General features: G+C 67.5%; 15 protein-coding genes. 12 read left to right on the top strand and 3 right to left on the bottom strand.

The window, feature by feature from the left end:
• The 4 genes from V6M63_RS16260 (at position 1) to V6M63_RS16245 (ending at position 6201) form a co-directional block, all read left to right on the top strand.
• The gene (locus V6M63_RS16260; protein WP_332743558.1) at positions 1-300 is read left to right on the top strand and encodes a DUF2818 family protein; all 300 of its coding nucleotides are present in this window, start codon (positions 1-3) and stop codon (positions 298-300) included.
• Positions 297-902, top strand: coding sequence for an NUDIX hydrolase (locus V6M63_RS16255; protein ID WP_332743557.1), 606 nt, complete (start codon positions 297-299; stop codon positions 900-902). The genes V6M63_RS16260 and V6M63_RS16255 overlap by 4 nt, the downstream gene beginning before the upstream one ends.
• Positions 899-1381, top strand: a complete 483-nt coding sequence (locus V6M63_RS16250) for a DUF1178 family protein (RefSeq protein WP_332743555.1) — start codon at positions 899-901, stop codon at positions 1379-1381. Before V6M63_RS16255 ends, V6M63_RS16250 begins: the two co-directional genes overlap by 4 nt.
• Before the next feature lie 203 nt (positions 1382-1584).
• On the top strand, positions 1585-6201 hold the full coding sequence (locus V6M63_RS16245) for an NAD-glutamate dehydrogenase (RefSeq protein ID WP_332743553.1): 4617 nt from the start codon (positions 1585-1587) through the stop codon (positions 6199-6201).
• A gap of 8 nt (positions 6202-6209) precedes the next feature.
• Here V6M63_RS16245 and V6M63_RS16240 read toward each other — a convergent pair whose 3' ends face one another.
• Positions 6210-7997, bottom strand: a complete 1788-nt coding sequence (locus V6M63_RS16240) for an ABC transporter transmembrane domain-containing protein (protein WP_332743551.1) — start codon at positions 7995-7997, stop codon at positions 6210-6212.
• A 139-nt stretch (positions 7998-8136) separates the two neighbouring features.
• Between V6M63_RS16240 and V6M63_RS16235 the strand changes: the two genes are divergently transcribed.
• The 3 genes from V6M63_RS16235 to V6M63_RS16225 all read left to right on the top strand — a co-directional run bounded on the left by V6M63_RS16235 (position 8137) and on the right by V6M63_RS16225 (position 10787).
• The gene (locus V6M63_RS16235) at positions 8137-9327 is read left to right on the top strand and encodes a YjgN family protein (RefSeq protein ID WP_332743549.1); all 1191 of its coding nucleotides are present in this window, start codon (positions 8137-8139) and stop codon (positions 9325-9327) included.
• Positions 9327-10388 carry a M48 family metallopeptidase gene (locus V6M63_RS16230; RefSeq protein WP_332743547.1) on the top strand — a complete coding sequence of 354 codons (1062 nt, stop codon included), beginning with the start codon at positions 9327-9329 and terminating at the stop codon, positions 10386-10388. The genes V6M63_RS16235 and V6M63_RS16230 overlap by 1 nt, the downstream gene beginning before the upstream one ends.
• A gap of 102 nt (positions 10389-10490) precedes the next feature.
• On the top strand, positions 10491-10787 hold the full coding sequence (locus V6M63_RS16225) for a hypothetical protein (protein WP_332743546.1): 297 nt from the start codon (positions 10491-10493) through the stop codon (positions 10785-10787).
• A gap of 19 nt (positions 10788-10806) precedes the next feature.
• Here the strand turns inward: V6M63_RS16225 and V6M63_RS16220 are convergent, their stop codons facing one another.
• Together V6M63_RS16220 and V6M63_RS16215 are read right to left on the bottom strand one after the other, a co-directional pair.
• Positions 10807-11943, bottom strand: a complete 1137-nt coding sequence (locus tag V6M63_RS16220; RefSeq protein WP_332743544.1) for a lipocalin-like domain-containing protein — start codon at positions 11941-11943, stop codon at positions 10807-10809.
• Entirely contained in the window at positions 11943-14513 is a 2571-nt protein-coding gene (locus V6M63_RS16215) for an ABC transporter permease (RefSeq protein WP_332743543.1), read from the bottom strand. Before V6M63_RS16215 ends, V6M63_RS16220 begins: the two co-directional genes overlap by 1 nt.
• 158 nt (positions 14514-14671) lie before the next feature.
• Here V6M63_RS16215 and V6M63_RS16210 point away from each other — a divergent pair, with 158 nt between their 5' ends.
• The 5 genes from V6M63_RS16210 (at position 14672) to V6M63_RS16190 (ending at position 19000) form a co-directional block, all read left to right on the top strand.
• On the top strand, positions 14672-15553 hold the full coding sequence (locus tag V6M63_RS16210) for a transglutaminase-like domain-containing protein (protein WP_332743541.1): 882 nt from the start codon (positions 14672-14674) through the stop codon (positions 15551-15553).
• 183 nt (positions 15554-15736) lie between these two features.
• Positions 15737-16711 carry a VOC family protein gene (locus V6M63_RS16205; RefSeq protein ID WP_332743539.1) on the top strand — a complete coding sequence of 325 codons (975 nt, stop codon included), beginning with the start codon at positions 15737-15739 and terminating at the stop codon, positions 16709-16711.
• Positions 16708-16956 carry a recombinase-like helix-turn-helix domain-containing protein gene (locus tag V6M63_RS16200; protein WP_332743537.1) on the top strand — a complete coding sequence of 83 codons (249 nt, stop codon included), beginning with the start codon at positions 16708-16710 and terminating at the stop codon, positions 16954-16956. Before V6M63_RS16205 ends, V6M63_RS16200 begins: the two co-directional genes overlap by 4 nt.
• A 39-nt stretch (positions 16957-16995) precedes the next feature.
• Positions 16996-18024, top strand: a complete 1029-nt coding sequence (locus V6M63_RS16195) for an aromatic ring-hydroxylating dioxygenase subunit alpha (RefSeq protein WP_332743535.1) — start codon at positions 16996-16998, stop codon at positions 18022-18024.
• A 10-nt stretch (positions 18025-18034) separates the two neighbouring features.
• Entirely contained in the window at positions 18035-19000 is a 966-nt protein-coding gene (locus tag V6M63_RS16190) for a PDR/VanB family oxidoreductase (RefSeq protein ID WP_332743533.1), read from the top strand.
• Positions 19001-19018: the final 18 nt, after the last annotated feature.

The raw sequence follows: 19018 nt of genomic DNA, 5'->3' as shown, positions 1-19018 counted from the left end.
ATGAACCACAGTTTTTCCGTCTGGCTGGTGTTGATCGCTGCGCTGGTGGCCGCCAACCTGCCCTTCATCAACGAGCGGTGGCTGGCGGTGATTCCGCGCAGGCTGCCCAAGACCCTCGGGATGCGGTTGGCCGAGATGGTGCTGCTGTATTTCCTCGTGGGTGCCCTCGGTCTTGCCCTGGAGCAGAGCGCCGGGCAGATTGCGCCTCAGGGTTGGGAGTTCTATGCAACCACCGGTGCGCTGTTCATCACGCTGGCCTTCCCCGGCTTCGTCTACCGCTATCTCTACCGCCACAGATGAACGACAGCCACTTGCGAGAAACCCCACTGTCGCGCACCGAGCTGTTGCGTGGCAACTTTCTGCACGTGGTGCGCGACACGGTGCGTCTGCCCGACGGTGCCGAGGCCTCGCGCGAGTACGTGTTGCACCCAGGTGCGGTCATGGTCATTGGTTTGCTGGACGACGGGAGGGTGGTGCTGGAGCGCCAGTTCCGCCACCCCATGCAGACGGTGATGATCGAATTTCCGGCCGGCAAGCTCGACGAAGGCGAAGACAGCCTGGTGTGTGCCCAGCGTGAACTGTTTGAAGAGACCGGCTACAGCGCACGCGAGTGGGCGTTCGCCGGGCGGCTGGCGCCCACGGTGGCGTACTCGGATGAGACCATCGACATCTGGTTCGCACGCGGCCTCACGCTCGGGGAGCGGCAGCTCGACGACGGTGAATTCCTCGACGTGTTCACCGCCACGCCCGCCGAACTGCGAGCCTGGTGCTTCAGCGGCGAGGTGATCGACTGCAAGACCCTGGTCGGCTCGATGTGGCTGCAGAACGTGCAGGCCGGTGAATGGACGCTGGACTGGACGCATGTCGCTGCAGCACCTTTGGCAGGACAATCCGTGCCATGAAGGTCCTCAATCTGCAATGTGCCCACCAGCACGACTTTGAAGGCTGGTTCGGTTCCGAAGACGATTTCGTGAGCCAGCTGGGCCGCGGGTTGCTCACCTGCCCGATGTGCGGCGACGCCCACATCCACAAAACGCTCTCGGCTCCGCGCCTGAACCTGCGCAGCGGACGCAAGGACGCAGACGCCCCCGATCTTGAGGCGCCTGCCGGTGCGGTTGTGGCCATGAGCAACCACGTGATGCATCCCGAACTGGCCGCCTTGCAGGCCCGCATGCTCAAGGCGCTGCGCGAGGTGGTGGCGCAGACAGAGGATGTGGGTGAGCGCTTTGCCGACGAGGCCCGCGCCATGCACAGCGGGGAGGTAGAGCGCCGCAACATCCGCGGGCAGGCCAGCCCTCAGGAAGCCCTGGCCATGCTGGAAGAGGGCATCGAGGTGATCGCGCTGCCGATGTTGCCGGTGATCAAGGAAACGCTGCAGTAGCGCGATCCCGAGCGCCTGCAAAACCCCGCCTGGCGGGGTTTTTTTTGCACGGTTGGGCGGGGGGAGCGCATCATGCGTTTTGCGCATGAGGGCATGGCATGGGTCCATGCAATCCTTGTCTGGGGCTGTCGTGGGCGCTGGGGCACTCCTAGAATCGCGCACATCTTTCCCACCCAACCACTCTCCTTGACCGGATGCCGACCATGAACCCGAGCTTTCAGGACCTGTATTTCGCCGCTGCCGACCCCGAGGAAATGCGCAACCGCGATCCCGCCCTGCTCAAGACCATGGCCGCCGCGCACCAGGCCCTGTTGAGCGCATCGGCGCCCGGTGAAGTCATCGTTCAGGTGCTGGACCTGCCGGTGGATCCCGTGCAGGACCGGGGCACGCACGTGCTGCAGATCGTGCATCCCGACATGCCCTTTCTCGTCGACTCGGTCGGCATGGCCGTCAACCGCACCGGACGCACCTTGCACTGGATCGTCCATCCGCTGGTGCGTGTCAAACGCGATGCGGCCGGTCACGTGGTCGAGATCCTCGGTGCCGCGCAACAAGGCGCCGGCGACGGGCAACTCGTTTCGTGCATCCTGGTCGAGTGCGACCGGCTGGCCTCCGACCCGGAAGGTCAGTCGCTGCGCCGCGTGATTGAAGACACCTTGCAGGACGTGCGCCTGGCCGTCCAGGACTGGCGCGCCATGCTCTCGCGCGTGCAGGTGCTCAACGCCAGCTTCACCGCGCTGGACGCGTCCGTCGCCGACGAAGCCAAGGCCTTCCTGACCTGGCTCGAACAAGGGCACTTCACTTTTCTGGCGGCTGAAGATTACGAACTCAAAGGCGATGTGCTGGTGCCCATGCCCGGCACCGCGCTGGGCCTGCTCAAGTCACCCGGTGCTCAGGTGCTGCCGGCCCAACCTGCTGCGGCTTTCGTGTCCAACCCCGACCTGGTGTTGTCCACCAAGGCCATGAGCCGGTCCACCGTGCACCGACCGGCCTGGATGGACGCCATCAGCGTGAAGCGGCTGGACGCCTCCGGCAAGCTGGTGGGTGAGAGCCGGTTCCTCGGGCTGTACACATCGGCAGCCTACGCCGCCTCGGTGGAACAGATCCCGGTGGTGCGCCAGCATGTGGCTCAGGTCATGACCAATGCCGGTGTGGTCACGGGCAGCCATGCCCACAAGGCCTTGCAGGCGATCCTGGAGACCTACCCGCGCGACGAGATGCTGCAGATCGATGCCGCCACGCTGGAGCAGCATGCCATGGGCATCCTGCGCCTGCAGGAGCGCCAGCGCGTGCGTCTGTTCGTGCGCCGTGGTGCCTACGGCAGCCTGGCATCCCTGCTGGTGTATGTGCCGCGCGATGTGTACACCACCGAGCTGCGTGTGAAGCTCGGCGCCCTGTTCACCGAGGCCTTCGATGCGGCGTCGATCGAATTCACGCCCATGCTCACCGACAGCGCGCTCGCGCGCATTCACTACATCGTGCGCGCCAAGGACAAGCTGCCCGCGCAGGTGGACCTGGCGCAGCTCGAGGCCCGCGTGGCCCAGGCCTGCAAGCGCTGGGTCGATGGTGTGAACGCCGTGCTGCTGGCGCAGAGCGGCCGCAGCGCCAGCGGTCTGGAGGCCTTGGTGGCGGCGTTCCCGACCGCCTACCGCGAGCACTTCGACGCGGACACCGCCGCCAGCGACGCGGCCGTGCTCAGCGGCCTGGGCGAACAGCAACCGCTCGCGCTCAAGCTCTACAACCGCCAGGGGCAGGTGCGCTTCAAGACCTACGCCACGCAGAAGATCACCCTGTCGGACGCCATGCCGGTGATGGAGGCCATGGGTGCGCGCGTGCTCGACGAGCACCCCTACCACCTGGCCGCGCCGGGCTACTGGATTCACGACTGGGGCCTGCAGTTTGCCCAGCCACTGGACGTCGAACGCCTCAAGTTCCGTTTCGAGGAGCTCTTTCAGGCGGTCTGGCGCCAGGAGGTGGAGAGCGACGCGCTCAACCGCCTGGTGCTCTCCACCGAGCTCAATGCCCGCGCCATTGCCGTGCTGCGCGCCTACGTGCGCTACTTCAAGCAGCTCGGTTTCGCCTTCAGCCAGAGCTACATCGAAGACACGCTCAACAGGAACCCCGCCATCGCGCAAGGCCTGGCCGAGCTGTTCGCGATCCGCTTCGACCCGGCGAAAGCGGACCTCCGCGCGGAATGCATTGAAGCCCAGGCGCAAGCGCTGGAAGCCCTGCTGGCCGACGTGGCCAGCCTGGAGGAAGACCGCGTGCTGCGCCAGTTCCTCAGCACCATCCAGGCCACGCTGCGCACCAATGCCTACCAGCGCGGACATGACTACATGAGCTTCAAGCTCAGCCCGCGCGACATCCCCAACGTGCCCGAACCCAAGCCCCTGTTCGAGATCTGGGTCTACTCACCCCGCGTGGAGGGTCTGCACCTGCGCGGCGGCAAGGTCGCGCGCGGCGGCCTGCGCTGGTCGGATCGGCGCGAGGATTTCCGCACCGAAATCCTGGGCCTGGTGAAGGCGCAGATGGTGAAGAACACGGTGATCGTGCCGGTGGGCTCCAAGGGCGGCTTCGTGCTGAAGAAGGCCCCGCCCGCGAGCGAGCGCGAAGCCTACCTGGCCGAAGGCGTGGCCTGCTACAAGACCTTTCTTTCGGGCCTGCTCGACATCACCGACAACCTGGTCAAGGGCGCGGTGGTGCCGCCACCCGACGTGGTGCGCCACGACGAGGACGACCCCTACCTGGTGGTCGCCGCCGACAAGGGCACGGCGACCTTCAGCGACATCGCCAACAGCGTGAGCGCGGCCTACGGCTTCTGGCTGGGCGACGCGTTCGCGTCCGGCGGCTCGGTCGGCTACGACCACAAGAAGATGGGCATCACCGCGCGCGGCGCCTGGGAATCGGTCAAACGCCATTTCCGCGGCCTGGGTGTGGACACGCAGACCCAGCCCTTCACCGTGGCCGGCATCGGTGACATGTCGGGTGACGTGTTCGGCAACGGCATGCTGCTGTCCACGCAGATCCGGCTGGTGCTGGCCTTCGACCACCGCCACATCTTCATCGACCCCAGCCCCGATCTCGCCGCCAGCTATGCCGAACGCGAGCGGCTGTTCAAGCTGCCGCGCTCCAGCTGGGCCGACTACGACGAGGGCCTCATCAGCGAGGGTGGCGGTGTGTTCCCGCGCAGCGCCAAGTCGATCCCGCTGAGTGCGCAGGCGCGCGCCGTGATCGGCACCGACGCCACCCAGATGGCACCCAACGAACTGCTCAACGCCATCCTCAAGGCCCCGGTGGATCTGCTCTACAACGGCGGCATCGGCACCTACGTGAAGGCCAGTTTCGAGAGCCACGCACAGGTGGGCGACAAGGCGGGCGACGCCTTCCGCGTCAACGGCAACGAGTTGCGCTGCAAGGTGTTCGGGGAAGGCGGCAACCTCGGCTGCACGCAGAACGGCCGCATCGAATTCGCCCAGGCCGGCGGCCTCATCTACACCGACGCGATCGACAACTCCGCCGGCGTGGACTGCTCCGACCACGAGGTCAACATCAAGATCCTGCTGGGCGCGGTGCTGGAGGCCGGTGGGCTCACGCTGGAGAGTCGCAACGACCTGCTCGCCAGCATGACCGACGAGGTCGGCGAACTCGTGCTGCAGGACAACTACTACCAGACGCAGCAGATCGAGCTGGCCGCCACCCGCCCTGTGTATCTGCTCGACGGGCAGCAAAACCTGATGCGATGGCTGGAGCAGATCGGCCTGCTCAAACGCCCCATCGAGTTCCTGCCGAGCGACGAAGAGCTGGGCAAGCGCAAACGCGAAGGCCGGGGCCTGACGCGCCCCGAAAACGCCGTGCTGCTGGCCTACGCCAAGATGAACCTCTTCGACGAGCTGTGCGCCAGCGAGCTGCCCGACGACCCGTTCTACGCCCGCGTGCTCAAGATGTACTTCCCGGTGGTGCTGGGCGAACGCCATGGCGACTTCATCGCGCGGCATCCGCTCAAGCGCGAGATCATCGCCACCTTCATGACCAACACCGTGGCCAACCGCGTGGGCGCCACCTTCGTCAACTTCCTGGCCAACGAAGCGTCATGCACCGCGGCCGATGTGGTCAGCGCCTACACCCTGGCGCGCGAGGTGTTTGCGTTGGAGCCGATCTGGGATCAGATCGACGCGCTGGACAACAAGGTCACCACCGAGCTGCAGCTGAGTCTGCTGACCCAGTTGGCCACCATCGCCCAGCGCGCCAGCCGCTGGATGCTGCGCCACCGTGGACAGGGCGACCTGCCCACACTGATCGCCAAGTACCGCCCGGCGGCCCGCACGCTGCGCGAGCATGTCGAGCAATGGTTGCCCGCCGCGGCCCTTGAGCAGTGGAAGGCGGCCAGCGCCCGCCTGGTGCAGGCCGGTGTGGACGCGCAGCTCGCCGATGACCTCACCGTGCTCGACCACCTGTACCCGGTGCTGGATCTGGTCGATGTGGCCGCGAAGGCCGGCAGCACGCTGGAGCAGGCCGCGCGGACCTATTTCGCCATCGAGAACACGCTGGGGCTGGACCACTGGCGCCAGCACATCGGCAAGCTGCCGACGGACTCGCTGTGGCAGACCCAGGCCCGAGCGAGTGCACGCGACGACGTGTATTCGATCGCCGGGCAGCTGGTGCTGTCGCTGCTGAGCAGCCAGCAGACGCTGGCCGAGTGGCAGGACCAGCATGCCAAAGCGATCGAACGGGTGAATGCCATGCACGAGAGCATCGCCAACCTGACTCCGGATCTCGCCCCCGTGTCAGTGGCGCTGCGCGAACTGCGCCAGCTGGCCTAGCTCACAGGTCAAACCTGAAACTGCAGCGCCGCAAGGCCGGCGTACACGCCGCCGTGGGCCACCAGTTCGGTGTGCGTGCCTTGCTCCACCAGCTTGCCGTGGTCCAGCACGACGATGCGGTCGGCTTGTTGCACGGTGGCCAGGCGGTGCGCGATGACCAGGGTGGTGCGGTCTTTCATCGCCGACTCCAGCGCCGCCTGCACCATGCGTTCGCTCTGCGCGTCCAGTGCGCTGGTGGCCTCGTCCAGCAGCAGCAGCGGCGGGTTCTTGAGCATGGCGCGCGCGATCGCGATGCGCTGGCGTTGGCCGCCTGAGAGGCGCACCCCGCGCTCACCCAGGAAGGTGTTGTAGCCCTCGGGCAACTGGTCGATGAACTCGTCGGCAAAGGCCGCAGCCGCGGCCGCCCGCACCTCCGTGTCGCTCGCACCCGGCTTGCCGTAGCGGATGTTTTCCATCGCGCTGCTGGAGAAGATCACCGGGTCCTGCGGCACGATGCCAACGCGGTTGCGCAGGTCCTGAAGGCTCATCTGGTGGATCGGCACGCCGTCCAATCGGATCGTGCCCAGCGCCGGGTCGTAGTAGCGCAGCAGCAGGCCGAAGACGGTCGTCTTGCCCGCGCCGCTCGGTCCCACCAGCGCCACCGTCTGGCCGGGTTCCACCGCCAGGCTGAAGCCCGAGAGGGCGGCCTGCGCCGGGCGCGAGGGGTAGTGGAAGGTGATGTCGTCGAACTCCAGCGCACTGCCGCCTTGTGGGGACGGGGCCTTCAGCGGTTGCGCGGGCGACTGCACCGGCGAGGCGCTGGCCAGCAATTCCATCAGACGCTCGCTGGCACCCGCGGCGCGCAGCAGGTCGCCATACACCTCGCCGAGCACGGCGACCGCACCGGCCAGGATGATGATGTAGAGCACCGTCTGCCCCAGGTGACCGGGCGTGATGGTGCCGGCCAGCACCGCCTGCGTGCCCTGGTACAGGCCCCACAGCAGCAGACCGGCCGTGCTGATGATGATGAAGGCCACCAGCACCGAGCGCGCGCGCGTGCGCCGGATCGCGGTCTCGAACGCGTGCTGCGTGGACTCGGAGAAGCGCGCCGCCTCCCGGTCTTCGGCGGTGTAGCTCTGCACCACCGGAATCGCGTTGAGCACCTCGGCCGCAATGGCGCTGGAGTCGGCCACGCGGTCCTGGCTGGCGCGCGAGAGCTTGCGCACGCGCCGCCCGAACCACATGCTCGGCAGCACCACCAGCACGATGATCAGCAACACCTGCAGCATCACGTAGGGGTTGGTCCACACCAGCATGATCAGCGCGCCGATGCCCATGACGGCGTTGCGCAGGCCCATCGAGAGCGACGAGCCCACCACCGTCTGCACCAGGGTGGTGTCGGTGGTCAGGCGCGAGAGCACCTCGCCGGTCTGCGTGGTCTCGAAGAACTGCGGGCTTTGCCGCAGCACATGGCTGTAGACCGCGTTGCGCAGGTCGGCGGTGACGCGTTCGCCGAGCCAGCTCACGAGGTAGAAGCGCATTGCCGAAAAAATGCCGAGCGCCACCGCCACGCCGAACAGCGCGGCAAAGTGGCCGCGCAACGCGAGCGCCTGCTCGCCGCGCCCGGCCGGGGCGAGTCCGCTGTCGATGAGGAAACGCAACGCGAGCGGAAACGCCAGCGTGGCCACCGCCGCCAGCACGAGAAACAGGATCGCCAGACCGATCTGCACGCGGTAGGGCCGCAGAAACGGCAGCAGGCCACTGAGTGATGTGGGGGTGGTGGCTTTGGGACGGTCGGTGGGGGAGGGGGAGCTCATGCCGGGAAGTGTGCCGGGTTTTGAGCGCGCCCGTTTTCAGCGGTCGCATGCGCGGCGCGCATCCGCCAGCAGTAGTTCATTGGTATGAATCTTTGATGCTAGGATCGCGGCCAAATTTTCAACAACCAGGAGGACAGGGATGGCACAGCGGGATGATTTTGAAGCGACCGAGTTCTTGTCCGACCGGCGATCCCCCGGGAAGGATCCGACGCAGACACTCGAGATCCGCTTCACCGGCTCGGGCAGCGAGTACTTCCGCATCTGGATCGTCAACCTGCTGCTGACGCTGATCACGTTCACGCTCTATTGGCCCTTTGCCCGCGCCCGGCGCCTGGCCTATTTCCAGAACAACACCCTGGTGGGCAAAGACCCGCTGGGCTTTCATGGCGACCCCTGGAAGATGTTCCGCGGCTACCTGCTCATGCTGCTGTTCGGTGTCTCTTACTGGGCCGTGTCCAACTTCGCGCCGGCCTTTTCGTGGATCCCCTTGCTGGTGCTGGCGGCGTTGTGGCCCGCGCTGTGGCGTGCATCGCTGCAGTTCCGCCTGCGCAACACCAGCTGGCGTGGCGTGCGCATGTCGTTCGAAGGCGACCTCAAGGACGCCTATCTGTGCATGCTGCCATTCTTCATTCCGGTGCTGGCGTTCGGGCTGGTAATCGCACTGATCGCGCCTGACCTGCAGGCCTCCAGGGGTGGCGCGGCCGGCGCGATGATCGCCTCGGCGATGAGCCTGCTGGTGCTGGCGATGGCCGCGATGTCGCCCTGGCTGATGGCGCGTGTCAAGCAATACCAGCATGGTGGTTATGTGTTCGCGCAGGAACATGCGCAACTGAAGGCCGGCGCCGGTGCGTTCTACGGTTTCTCGTTCCGGGTGGCGGGTGTGTCCCTGCTGTGCACGGCGGCGCTCGCTGGCGTGGGTGCCATCGTGGCGGTGATGCTGGGCAACTCCGGCGGCGCTGCCCTGATCGCGCTGCCCTTCGTGTTGGCATTGGCCTACCTGGCATTCCCGCTGGTGCTCGTGCCGTACACCACGTCGCGCCTGCAAAACCTCCTGTGGTCCAACACCCGCAGCCGACGCATCCACTTTGACAGCCAGTTGAAGTTCGCCCCCCTGATGAGCCTGACGGCGAAGAACTGGCTGTTGATTGCGCTCACGCTGGGTCTCTACTGGCCGTTTGCCAAGGTGAATACCGCACGCCTGCGGCTGGAGGCCATGGGGGTCTCGGTGCAGGGCGACGTGAACGCCTGGCTCGCGCAGGCACAAGGTGGCGACAAAGGCCTGCTGGGTGATGCGGCGGGCGACTTTTTCGGTATCGACATGGGCCTGTGATGAACGAAGCGCCCCGGCTGCTCAGCACCTGGTTTGACGGCCACAGCCCGCGCGCGCAGGTCTGCGAACTGTGCATCGAGGGTGATGAACTCGTGCTCACGCTGGTGGGCAGCGAGCGCCGTTACCCGGTGCGGCGGGTGCGCTGGGCCGAACGCCGTTCGCACGGCCAGCGCCAGAGTGAACTGCCCGACGGCAGCCTGATCCAGCACGCCGACGCGGGTGAGTGGGACGCCTGGCGGCAGGCCAGCGGCCAGCGCGACGGTGCGGTGGTGGGCTGGATGCAGAGCTGGCGCGCCACGCTGGTGGCCATGGGGGCCACCGTGCTGTTTCTCGGTGCGGCCTGGACCTGGGGTGTGCCCTGGCTGAGCCAGATCCTGGCGCACCAGGTTCCGAGGTCGCTGGAGGTCCACCTGGGTGAACAGGGCATGCAACAGCTGGACCGGCTGTTCCTGCAGCCCAGCGCGCTGCCCGCACAGCAACAGGAAGCGCTGCGCGCCCGATTCAAGTCCGTCGTGGAGCGCGCCCATCCGCAGGGCGACGCACCGGCCTGGCAGCTCTCGTTTCACAAGTCCAAGGCCCTGGGTGCCAACGCGTTTGCCCTGCCCGGTGGCTACATCGTGATCACGGACGATCTGGTCAAGCTGCTGCTCGACCAGCCCGACGCCATCGTGGGCGTGCTGGCCCATGAACTGGGTCATGTCCACCACCGCCATGGGCTGGATCTGATGGTGCGCGCGAGTCTGGTCAGCGCGCTGGTGGGCGTGGTGCTGGGCGATGCCAGCGGCTTCCTGGCCACGGTGCCCGCGACCCTCGCCACGCAGGCCTATTCACGCGATGCCGAGCGAGAGGCCGATACCTTCGCCGCGCGGCTGCTCGATCAAAGCCAGGTGTCCCCCTCGGTGATGGTCGCGTTCTTCGAGCGGATCCAGCGGGAGGAAGCCGGCCAGGACGACGATGGCAAGAGCAGCGCCCGATTGCCGATCGCCATTTCCAGCCACCCCGACCACGGCGAGCGCATCCGCTTCTTCCGCGAATGGCAGGCCGATCCCACGCCCCCCTGAAAGTGTCCGTTGGTCTATGTCCGTCAACGTACCGACGCGCGCCCGGGGCTTGCCTAAGCTTTGTTCACGCCACCCTTTCGGTGGATGAACAAAGGAATCACCATGAACCATTCAAAACTGCTGTTGGCTGGCGTGCTGTCGTTCGCGCTCGCCGGTTGCATTTCGGCACCCATGGGCCCAGCGGGTCCCCCCGGAGCCACCGGTGCCACCGGTGCCACGGGCTACACCGGTGACACGGGTGCCACAGGCGGCGCTGGCGCGACCGGCGCCACGGGCAGCACGGGTTACACCGGCGCCACCGGTGCCACCGGCAGCACGGGCTACACGGGCGCCACCGGTGCCACTGGCAGCACCACGGTGCCCCAAGGCGGCACGGTCATCGTCGTTCCGCAACGATGATCCGACGCGCAGTGGCGCATCACAACACCAGCCGCTGCGCGTAGCCCGTCATCTCCAGATAGCCACGCCCCACGCGCTGGCCGTTGCTGTCGAACAGGTCCGACAGGCCTTCCCAATACACCGTCCCCGTGCCCTGGCGGCTGTCGAGTTCCTGTGGGTCGATCACCGCTTTGACGGTGTAGAAGTCGGCCGGTGTGCGGATCAGCCATTCCACCGGGTACTTCGCGCGGGTGAGTGGGCTGGTCCAGAAACGTTGCGGCTTGAAGTCGACCTCGCCTGGCCGGAAGCGGTAGATGTCGGTGGGGCTTTGTGCGCTGCCCGCAGCTCGAAACGAACCACCCGCCCAGAGCTTGCTGCCGTCCGCGCGGCGCAGCTGGAACGCGGTCACGCTGTGGCCGTCAAACAGGTTCATGCCGATCCAGTCCCAGCCCACGGCTTCGGGGTGCAGCAGCGCCTCGCTCCATTCGTGGTCAAGCCAGGCCGTGCCTTGCACTTCAAATCGCTGCCTGCCGATGCCCAGCGTGCCCTGCACCGCCAGGTGCGGCTGAGACACATAGAAGCTCGCCTGTGACACGTCGGGCCCCTTGCGAGAAAACCCCTGGTCGCCCTGCAACAACCAGGCCTGTTGCGGCTGCGCGGTGAGGTCGATGCTCAGCGCGTCACCGCCGATGCGCGTGTTGTAGCGGCCGTCGGGCGTGCGCTCGATGTGCCAGTCGCGCAGCACCACGCGGGTGTCGGCCTCGCTGGCGAACACACCGCGCTCGGCCTGGATGGGGGGCTCGCCGTTCCAGCGTGCGATGCGCTGGTCGTGCAGCAGCTTGCCGCCTTGCACATCGGTGATGGCCGCATGGGCGAACAGCAGATGCCTGGCCGCCAGGCGGCTTGGCAGGGTTTGTGTGCCGTCGACGCGGCTGCGAAAGAACGTGACCTGAAAGCCGAACTCGCGGCCCTTCTCGTCTTTGGCGTGACCCGTCAGGTACCACCACTCGGTGCGCGTGTCGTTGTGCGTGCCGTGGTCGCGCGGGAACACCAGTGGCCTTGGCATCAGTGGGTCGCCCGGACGGTGGGGCGGTTGCGCACGGGCTGTGGGAAAGGCGAGGGCGCCAGCCGATGCGATCAACAGGTGGCGGCGCATGCCGTCAGGTCCGAGCTTCATCACCAATCCTCCTTCACCGCACGCACCGCGTCGCGGCTCGCAGCCGCCTGCCCGGCCAGCCACGCCGTGAGCGTGCCCGCCACCACCACAGCCGCGCACAGCGCGAGCAGCCGGGCCCAGGGCAGCACCAGATCCATGGTCCAGTGAAAGCTCTGCGGGTTGACCACATGCACCAGCACCAGACTCACCGCCAGGCCCAGCCCCAGGCCGGCGAGCGCGCCCAGCAGCGTCCAGGCCAGGCCTTCGAGCGCCACGACACCCAGGATCTGCTGGCGCGTGAGACCCAGGTGCGCCAGCAGGCCGAACTCGCGCCGGCGCGCCAGCACCTGCGCACTGAAGCTGGCCGCCACGCCGAACAGACCGATGCCGATGGCCACCGCCTGCAGCCACACGGTGACGGCAAAGCTGCGGTCGAAGATGCGCAGCGACTCCGCGCGGATCTGGCCCGACGAGGCGAACTCGATCAGCCCGCCCGCACCTCCGCTGGAGGCCAGTGCGCGGATGCGCTCGCGCACCGCGTTCTCGTCCGTGCCTGCATCCAGATGCAAGGCGAGGTCGTTCACGCGCGCGTCCCCCGTGAGGCGCACGAAATCGGCGCGGTCCATTGCCACGCTGCCGTGCTGGCGCGCGTAGTCGCGCCACACGCCCGCCACAAAGAAGCGAACCCCGCGCACGCTCGGCCCTGCGAAGGCTTGCGCCAGACCCGGCAGCCAGCCACCGGGTTGCGCGCCGTAGAGATCCACCATGGCTTCGCTCACATACACGGGGATGACGCTTTCACCCTCGGCCGCAGGCGGGGCGGGCAGCGGGTTGCCCACCAGCGGCAGGCTCGGCGCCGAGCCGGGCACCCTGTTGAGCGGGCGCGAGAGCAGCACCACGGCCGGTCGCACCGGGTCCAGCTGCACCGGCGTGGCGCGCAGCGTGTCCATGCGCGCCACGCCCTCCACACCCGCCACCGCCGCCACGAACGCCGGGGGCAGATGGGCCGCGTCGTTGCCGGGGCTCCCGCTGCTGCGCACATAGAGCTGAGCGGGCAGCACGGCGTCGAGCCACTGGGTGACCGAGCCGCGAAAGCTCGCCACCATCACCGTGAGCGCCACCGACAAGGCCAGGCTGGCGACCACGCCGCTGGTGGCCACGGCGGCGGTTTCGCGCAGGCGGCGCGCACGCTCCACGGCCAGCACCGGCAGCGCGTGCCGGGCAATGTGTGGCGCGATGCGGTCGAGCAGCCAGCCCACGGCCAGCGGCAGCGCCGCGATGCCGCCCACCAGCAGCAGCCCCACCGAGAGATAGGCTGCCAGTGGAATACCGCCCACCGGCGGGGCCCAGGCCAGGGCTGCCGCGAGCACCACCAGCGCCAGGGCCAGCGTGTGCCGGCGCGCGCCCGGGCGCACCGGCGCACCCAGCCCTTTCAAGGCCAGCGCGGGCGCCATGCGCGCCGTGGCGCGCGCGGGCCACCAGCCACCCACCACCGAGGCCGCCACACCCAGGCCGCCGTACACCAGGGCGGCCCAGGCGCTCCATTGCAAGGGCGGCGCCACGCCAGAGAAATAACCCCCGCCCAGATCGCCGCCGAGCAGTCGCAGGGCGAGCGCCGCGAGCGCCGTGCCCAGCGCAATGCCGAGGGCGCTGCCCAGCAGACCCAGCAGCGCCGACTCGGCCAACACGAGGCGCAGGCGCTCGTTGCCCGAGAGTCCCAGCACGCCGAGCAAGGCGAACTGCGGCTGGCGCCGCGCCACCGAGAGCGACAGCACCGAAAACACCAGGAAGGCACCGGTGAACAACGCCACCAGCGCCAGCACGGTGAGGTTGACCCGGTAGGCACGCGACAGGTTGCTCACGCGCTCGCCCGCCTGCTCGGGCCGCTGCGCGATCACCTGGGCGGGCAGGGCGAGCGAGGCCAGCACCGCCTCGGCCTGCGCGCCGGGTGCCAGCCGCATGTCGATTCTGCTGAGCTGGCCTGCGCGGTCCATCAGGACCTGAGCGGCCGCCACGTCCATCACCAACAGCGGTGCGCCGGGTGCGTTCACCCGCCCCGCCACGCGCACGCTGCGCAGGGAAAGGCCGCTTTGCAGTTCCAAGGTGGGGGTGCTGCCCAGCGCCTGTTGGGCGGCGGCGTTGAGAAACACCGCATCCGGGGCAAACAGATCGGAGCGCCGCCCCGCGGCGTCTTGGGTGGTGGTCTCGGGCACCGGCATGAGCGCGGGCGACAAGCCCGCCACCACCAGCGCGTCCACGCCCAGCAGCTTGACGGCCACGCGTTCGCCACCGGGCAGCACGGCCTGGGTGGGCAGCTCCAGCACCGGGCTGGCCAGCGCCACCCCGGGGTGGGCGGCCACCTGGTCCAGCAGGGTGTCGGGCAGCAGGCCCTGGCGGGCGCGCAGCTCCACGTCGGGTTGGCCGTTGATCGAACTCACCGCACTGGAGAACTCGGCGAGGGCCGAGGCGTTGATGAGGTGCACCGCGAACGCCAGCGCCACGCCCAGCATCACCGCCACCACGGCCGTGGCGTTGCGCCACGGGTGGTGGCGCAACTCTTGCAAGGAGAATGTGGAGAGCAGCGCGCGCATGGCTTTTGAGCTTACGCCCAAGGCCTTGCCCGGCAGCGATGCGGGGGCAAGGTGGCATGGCGCACAGACGCCACCGCTTCAGACGCGTAGCATCCAACGAAGTCTTTCACCGTCCCACAGGCCTTTGGCCCGTCCACTCCTTTCTTCACGGTGATCCCATGGTTCGCATCCACCTCGCCATCGACCTGCAATACGAGGTCAACCAGCCCAGCGGCGATTTCATCTTCAACGTCCAGGCCGCGCATTCGCCGCAGCAGACCGTGGTGTGGGAAGAGCTGCGAGTCAGTCAGCCCGTGCCCATGGTCATGCACACCGATCCCGCCACCCGCACGCGCATCCTGCGCCTGACCGCCAGCCCCGGCCCGTTGCATCTGCGCTACCGGGCCACGCTGGACATCGTGCACCACGTGGCCCAGCCCGACAGCGTGTTCGAAACGCCCATCAGCCAACTGCCGCCGGAGGCACTGACCTACATCTACCCCAGCCGCTACTGCCAGTCGGACTGCGTGACGGCCATGGCCAACGACCTGTTTGGCCAGATGCCGCCGGGTTACCGCCGCGTGCAGGCGATCCAGCATTGGGTGCAGAGCCAGGTCACGTTCGAGTCGGGCACCAGCAACTCCATGACCTCGGCGCTGGACACGCTCAACGACCACAAAGGCGTGTGCCGCGATTTCGCGCACCTCATGATCGCCTTGTGCCGCGCGCTCAACATCCCCGCGCGCTTCACCACCGCGATCGACTTCGGCGCCGATCCGGCCCTGGGCCCGACCGACTTCCATGCCTACGTGGAGGCCTACATCGGCCACCGTTGGTACATCTTCGACCCGTCGGGCACGGCGATCCCCATGGGCTTCGTGCGCATCGGCACCGGGCGCGACGCGGCCGACGCTTCGTTTGCCACGATCTTCGGCAACGTGGCCACGCACGCGCCGCGCATCGACATCTCGGCCCAGACCAGCGCCCGGCACGGCTGGCTCATGCCGGTGCACCGCCCCGAGGCCCTGTCCACCGACGGCGGCTGGCAAGCGGCCCTCTGACGCGCCGCCGCCGGGCGAGGGCGCCGAGAGCGCCCAGGGCACAAAGCCGAGCAAATTACTCTGCGAAGCCACTTCACACGCTGCGCGTTTGCCGGTAGAATTCGGTCCGTTTCAAGTAAGAAACACGGGTTTACTAAAGAAACGTTTGGCCGTCGCAGCGACCAGGCACTTCAAGGACTGCAGATGAGCGTACTGGGCATCGACCAAATCACCTACGGCGCCGCCGATCTGCCGCGTTGCCGGCAGTTCTTCCTGGACTGGGGTCTCAAGCTGGTGAGCGAAGCCGAGCAAGAGCTGGTGTTCGAATCGCTCAATGGCTGCCGCGTGGTGGTGGCCCATTCCGACAAGCCGGGCCTGCCCGCCGGCGTCGAGCCCGACCCGACGCTGCGCGAGGTGGTCTGGGGCGTGGACACACCCGAGAGCCTGGCGCTGTACCGCAAGCGCCTGCAGCATCAGCCCGGCTTTGTGAACGCCGACGGCCGCATCGGCTGCACCGACCCCAATGGTCTGGCGGTCCGCCTGCAGCTCACAAAAAAACGCGACGTGAAGATCGAAAGCGCACTCGTCAACACCTGGAGCGACCGCCCGCGCCGCAATCAGCGCAGCCCGGCCTACGACCGCGCCACGCCGGTCGAGGTGGGGCACGTGGTGTTCTTCGTGACCGACCTGCAGGCCACCGGCGCGTTCTACACCGAGAACCTGGATTTCGTCGTCTCCGACAGCTACCCGCAGCGCGGCCTGTTCCTGCGCTGCGCGCCCGAAGGCGGCCACCACGACCTGTTCCTGCTGCAGCCGCCCGAGCCACGCAAGGGCCTGAACCATGTGGCCTTCGCCGTGCGCGACCTGCACGAGGTGGTGGGCGGCGGCATGCACATGTCGCGCAGCGGCTGGAGCACCGAGCTCGGCCCCGGCCGCCATCCGATTTCCTCGGCCATGTTCTGGTACTTCGAGAGCCCGGCCGGCGCGCTGGTGGAGTACTACACCGACGAGGACGAACTCACCGCCGACTGGCTGCCGCGCGAATTCACGCCCGGCCCCACCGTGTTCGCCGAATGGGCCATCAAGGGCGGCATCGACGGCAACACCCGACGCCAGGTGAACGCTGCAGCGCCCAGCGGCAAGTTCATGACCGACAAGGTCAAGCCACCCACGGAATGACCACCACGGAGACCAACACCATGCGCACACCCGACCTGTACAACGAAACCCACCAGTCCCGCACCTCACCGCCGACCTCGTACGAAGGCCTGCTCGGTGACTCGATCGAGCGCGCTTACGCGCAGGGCATCCACGACCTCGATGGCCTGGTGAAGTACCTCAACGACGCGGGTCCGTCCGGTCCCAACGGCCAGCGCTGGACGGAGCAGTCCTTCCAGCAGGAAATGGCCCGCCTCGGCGCCTGAACGCCACCCACCCCAGCACACCCGCCAGGAGACACGACCATGGATACCTCTGTCATCAACGTCCAGCTCGACCCGGTCGATGCCGCCCTTGAGGTCGGCCTCAAGGACCTGTGGTATCCGGTCTGCCCGTCCGGTTTCGTGAAGGACAGCCCGATCTCGCTGCGCCGCCTGGGCTACAAGATCGCGATCTGGCGCGACGCCACGGGCCAGGTGCATGCGCTCGAAGACCACTGCCCGCACCGCGGCGCGCCACTTTCGCTGGGCGTGAACCTGGGCGACCGCCTGGCCTGCCCGTACCACGGTGTCGAGGTGCGCTGCGACGGCACCGTCACCCGCGTGCCCGGCAGCCCCGGCTGCAAGCTCGAAGGCTCTCGCCCCGCGCGCATGTTCCACGCCACCGAAGCGGCCGGCGCGATCTTTCTCTACAACGCCAGCAACCCGATCCTGGACGATGCGCCCCCGCTGCGCCTGCCCGAGCAACTGACCTCGCCCGAGTGGTCGTCCTTCCTCTGCTACACCGAGTGGGGCGGTGACTACCGCTACGTGGTGGACAACGTGATGGATCCCATGCACGGCGTCTACCTGCACAAGCAATCGCACACCATGAGCGAGGGCGACAGCCAGGCCGAGTTCCAGATCCGCGACATCGAGAACGGCTTCATCTTCGAGAAGAAGGGCCAGCGCGGCATCAACTTCGACTGGACCGAATGGATGGACCTGGGCATCCATGTGATGCGCCTGGAGATCCCGTACCCCAAGACCGGCGGCCCTGGTGGCAACTTCACCATCATCGGCAGCTACACACCCATCAGCAACCGCACCTCGGGCGTCTTTCACTGGCGTTGCCGCCGCGTGAGCGGCTGGCAGCGCGACACCTGGCGCTTCCTCTACAAGAACCGCCTGGAAGAACGCCACTGGAACGTGCTGGAGCAGGACCGCGTGGCGGTGGAGAACATGGAGCCCGATGCCAACAAGCGTGAGCACCTCTACGCGCACGACATGGGCATCGTGCGCCTGCGCCGCCACCTGAGGAACCTCGCCAAGGCGCAGCTCAACAAGCCAGCGTGAGAATCGCAGGATGAGCACGATCAACACCTTGCAGGCCTGGGTCCACACACTGAGTTTCGAGGCCGACGACATCATCAGCGTGGACCTGCGACCGGCACCCGACGTCGTGTTCCCCGCGTTCGCAGCCGGCTCCCACATCGACCTGCACCTGCCCAACGGCATGGTGCGCAGCTACTCGCTCTGCAACAGCAGCCAGGAACGCCACCGCTACGTGGTCGGCGTGTTGAAAGACCGCGCCAGCCGCGGCGGCTCACGCTGCGTGCACGAGCAGCTGCGCGTGGGCATGCGCATCACCATCAGCGAGCCGCGCAACCTCTTTGCCTTGCACGAGGACGCCACGCACTCGGTGCTGGTGGCCGGTGGCATCGGCGTGACGCCGGTGCTCTGCATGGCGCGCCGCCTGAAAGACCTGGGCAAGAGCTTCGAGTTTCTGTACTTCGCGCGCTCGCGCAAGAGTGCGGCCTTCGTCGCCGAGATCGAGGCGCTGGGCGTGCCCGTCACCTGGCACTTCGACGACGAGAAGGGCGGCCCGCCCGACCTCAAGGCTTTGCTGGGCAAGAGGCCTGTCACGGCCAGCGAACACTACTACGCCTGCGGCCCGGCCGTGATGCTCGACAACTTCGAGAAGACCTGTGCCGCGCTCGGCCACGCCAATGCCCACATCGAACGCTTCACGGCGGTGGAAGTGGCGGCGGCGGACGACGCGAAGACCACCTTCACCGTCGAGCTGCGCCGCAGCGGCCAGATGTTCGAGGTCACGCCCGACACCACGCTGCACAAGCGCCTGATCGAGATCAAGGCCGACGTGCCCTTCAGCTGCGAAGAGGGCATCTGCGGCTCGTGCGAAACCAAGGTGCTCGAAGGCGTGCCCGACCACCGCGACATGGTGCTCACCGACGCCGAGCGCGCGACCAACAAGGCCATGATGGTCTGCGTCTCGGGCTGCAAGAGCGACCGGCTGGTGCTGGACATCTGAGCGCAATCCCCATCCGTT

Source organism: Hydrogenophaga sp. (assembly GCF_036675665.1).
GTDB lineage: Bacteria > Pseudomonadota > Gammaproteobacteria > Burkholderiales > Burkholderiaceae_C > Hydrogenophaga.
This window is presented reverse-complemented; position numbering and strand designations above follow the sequence as displayed.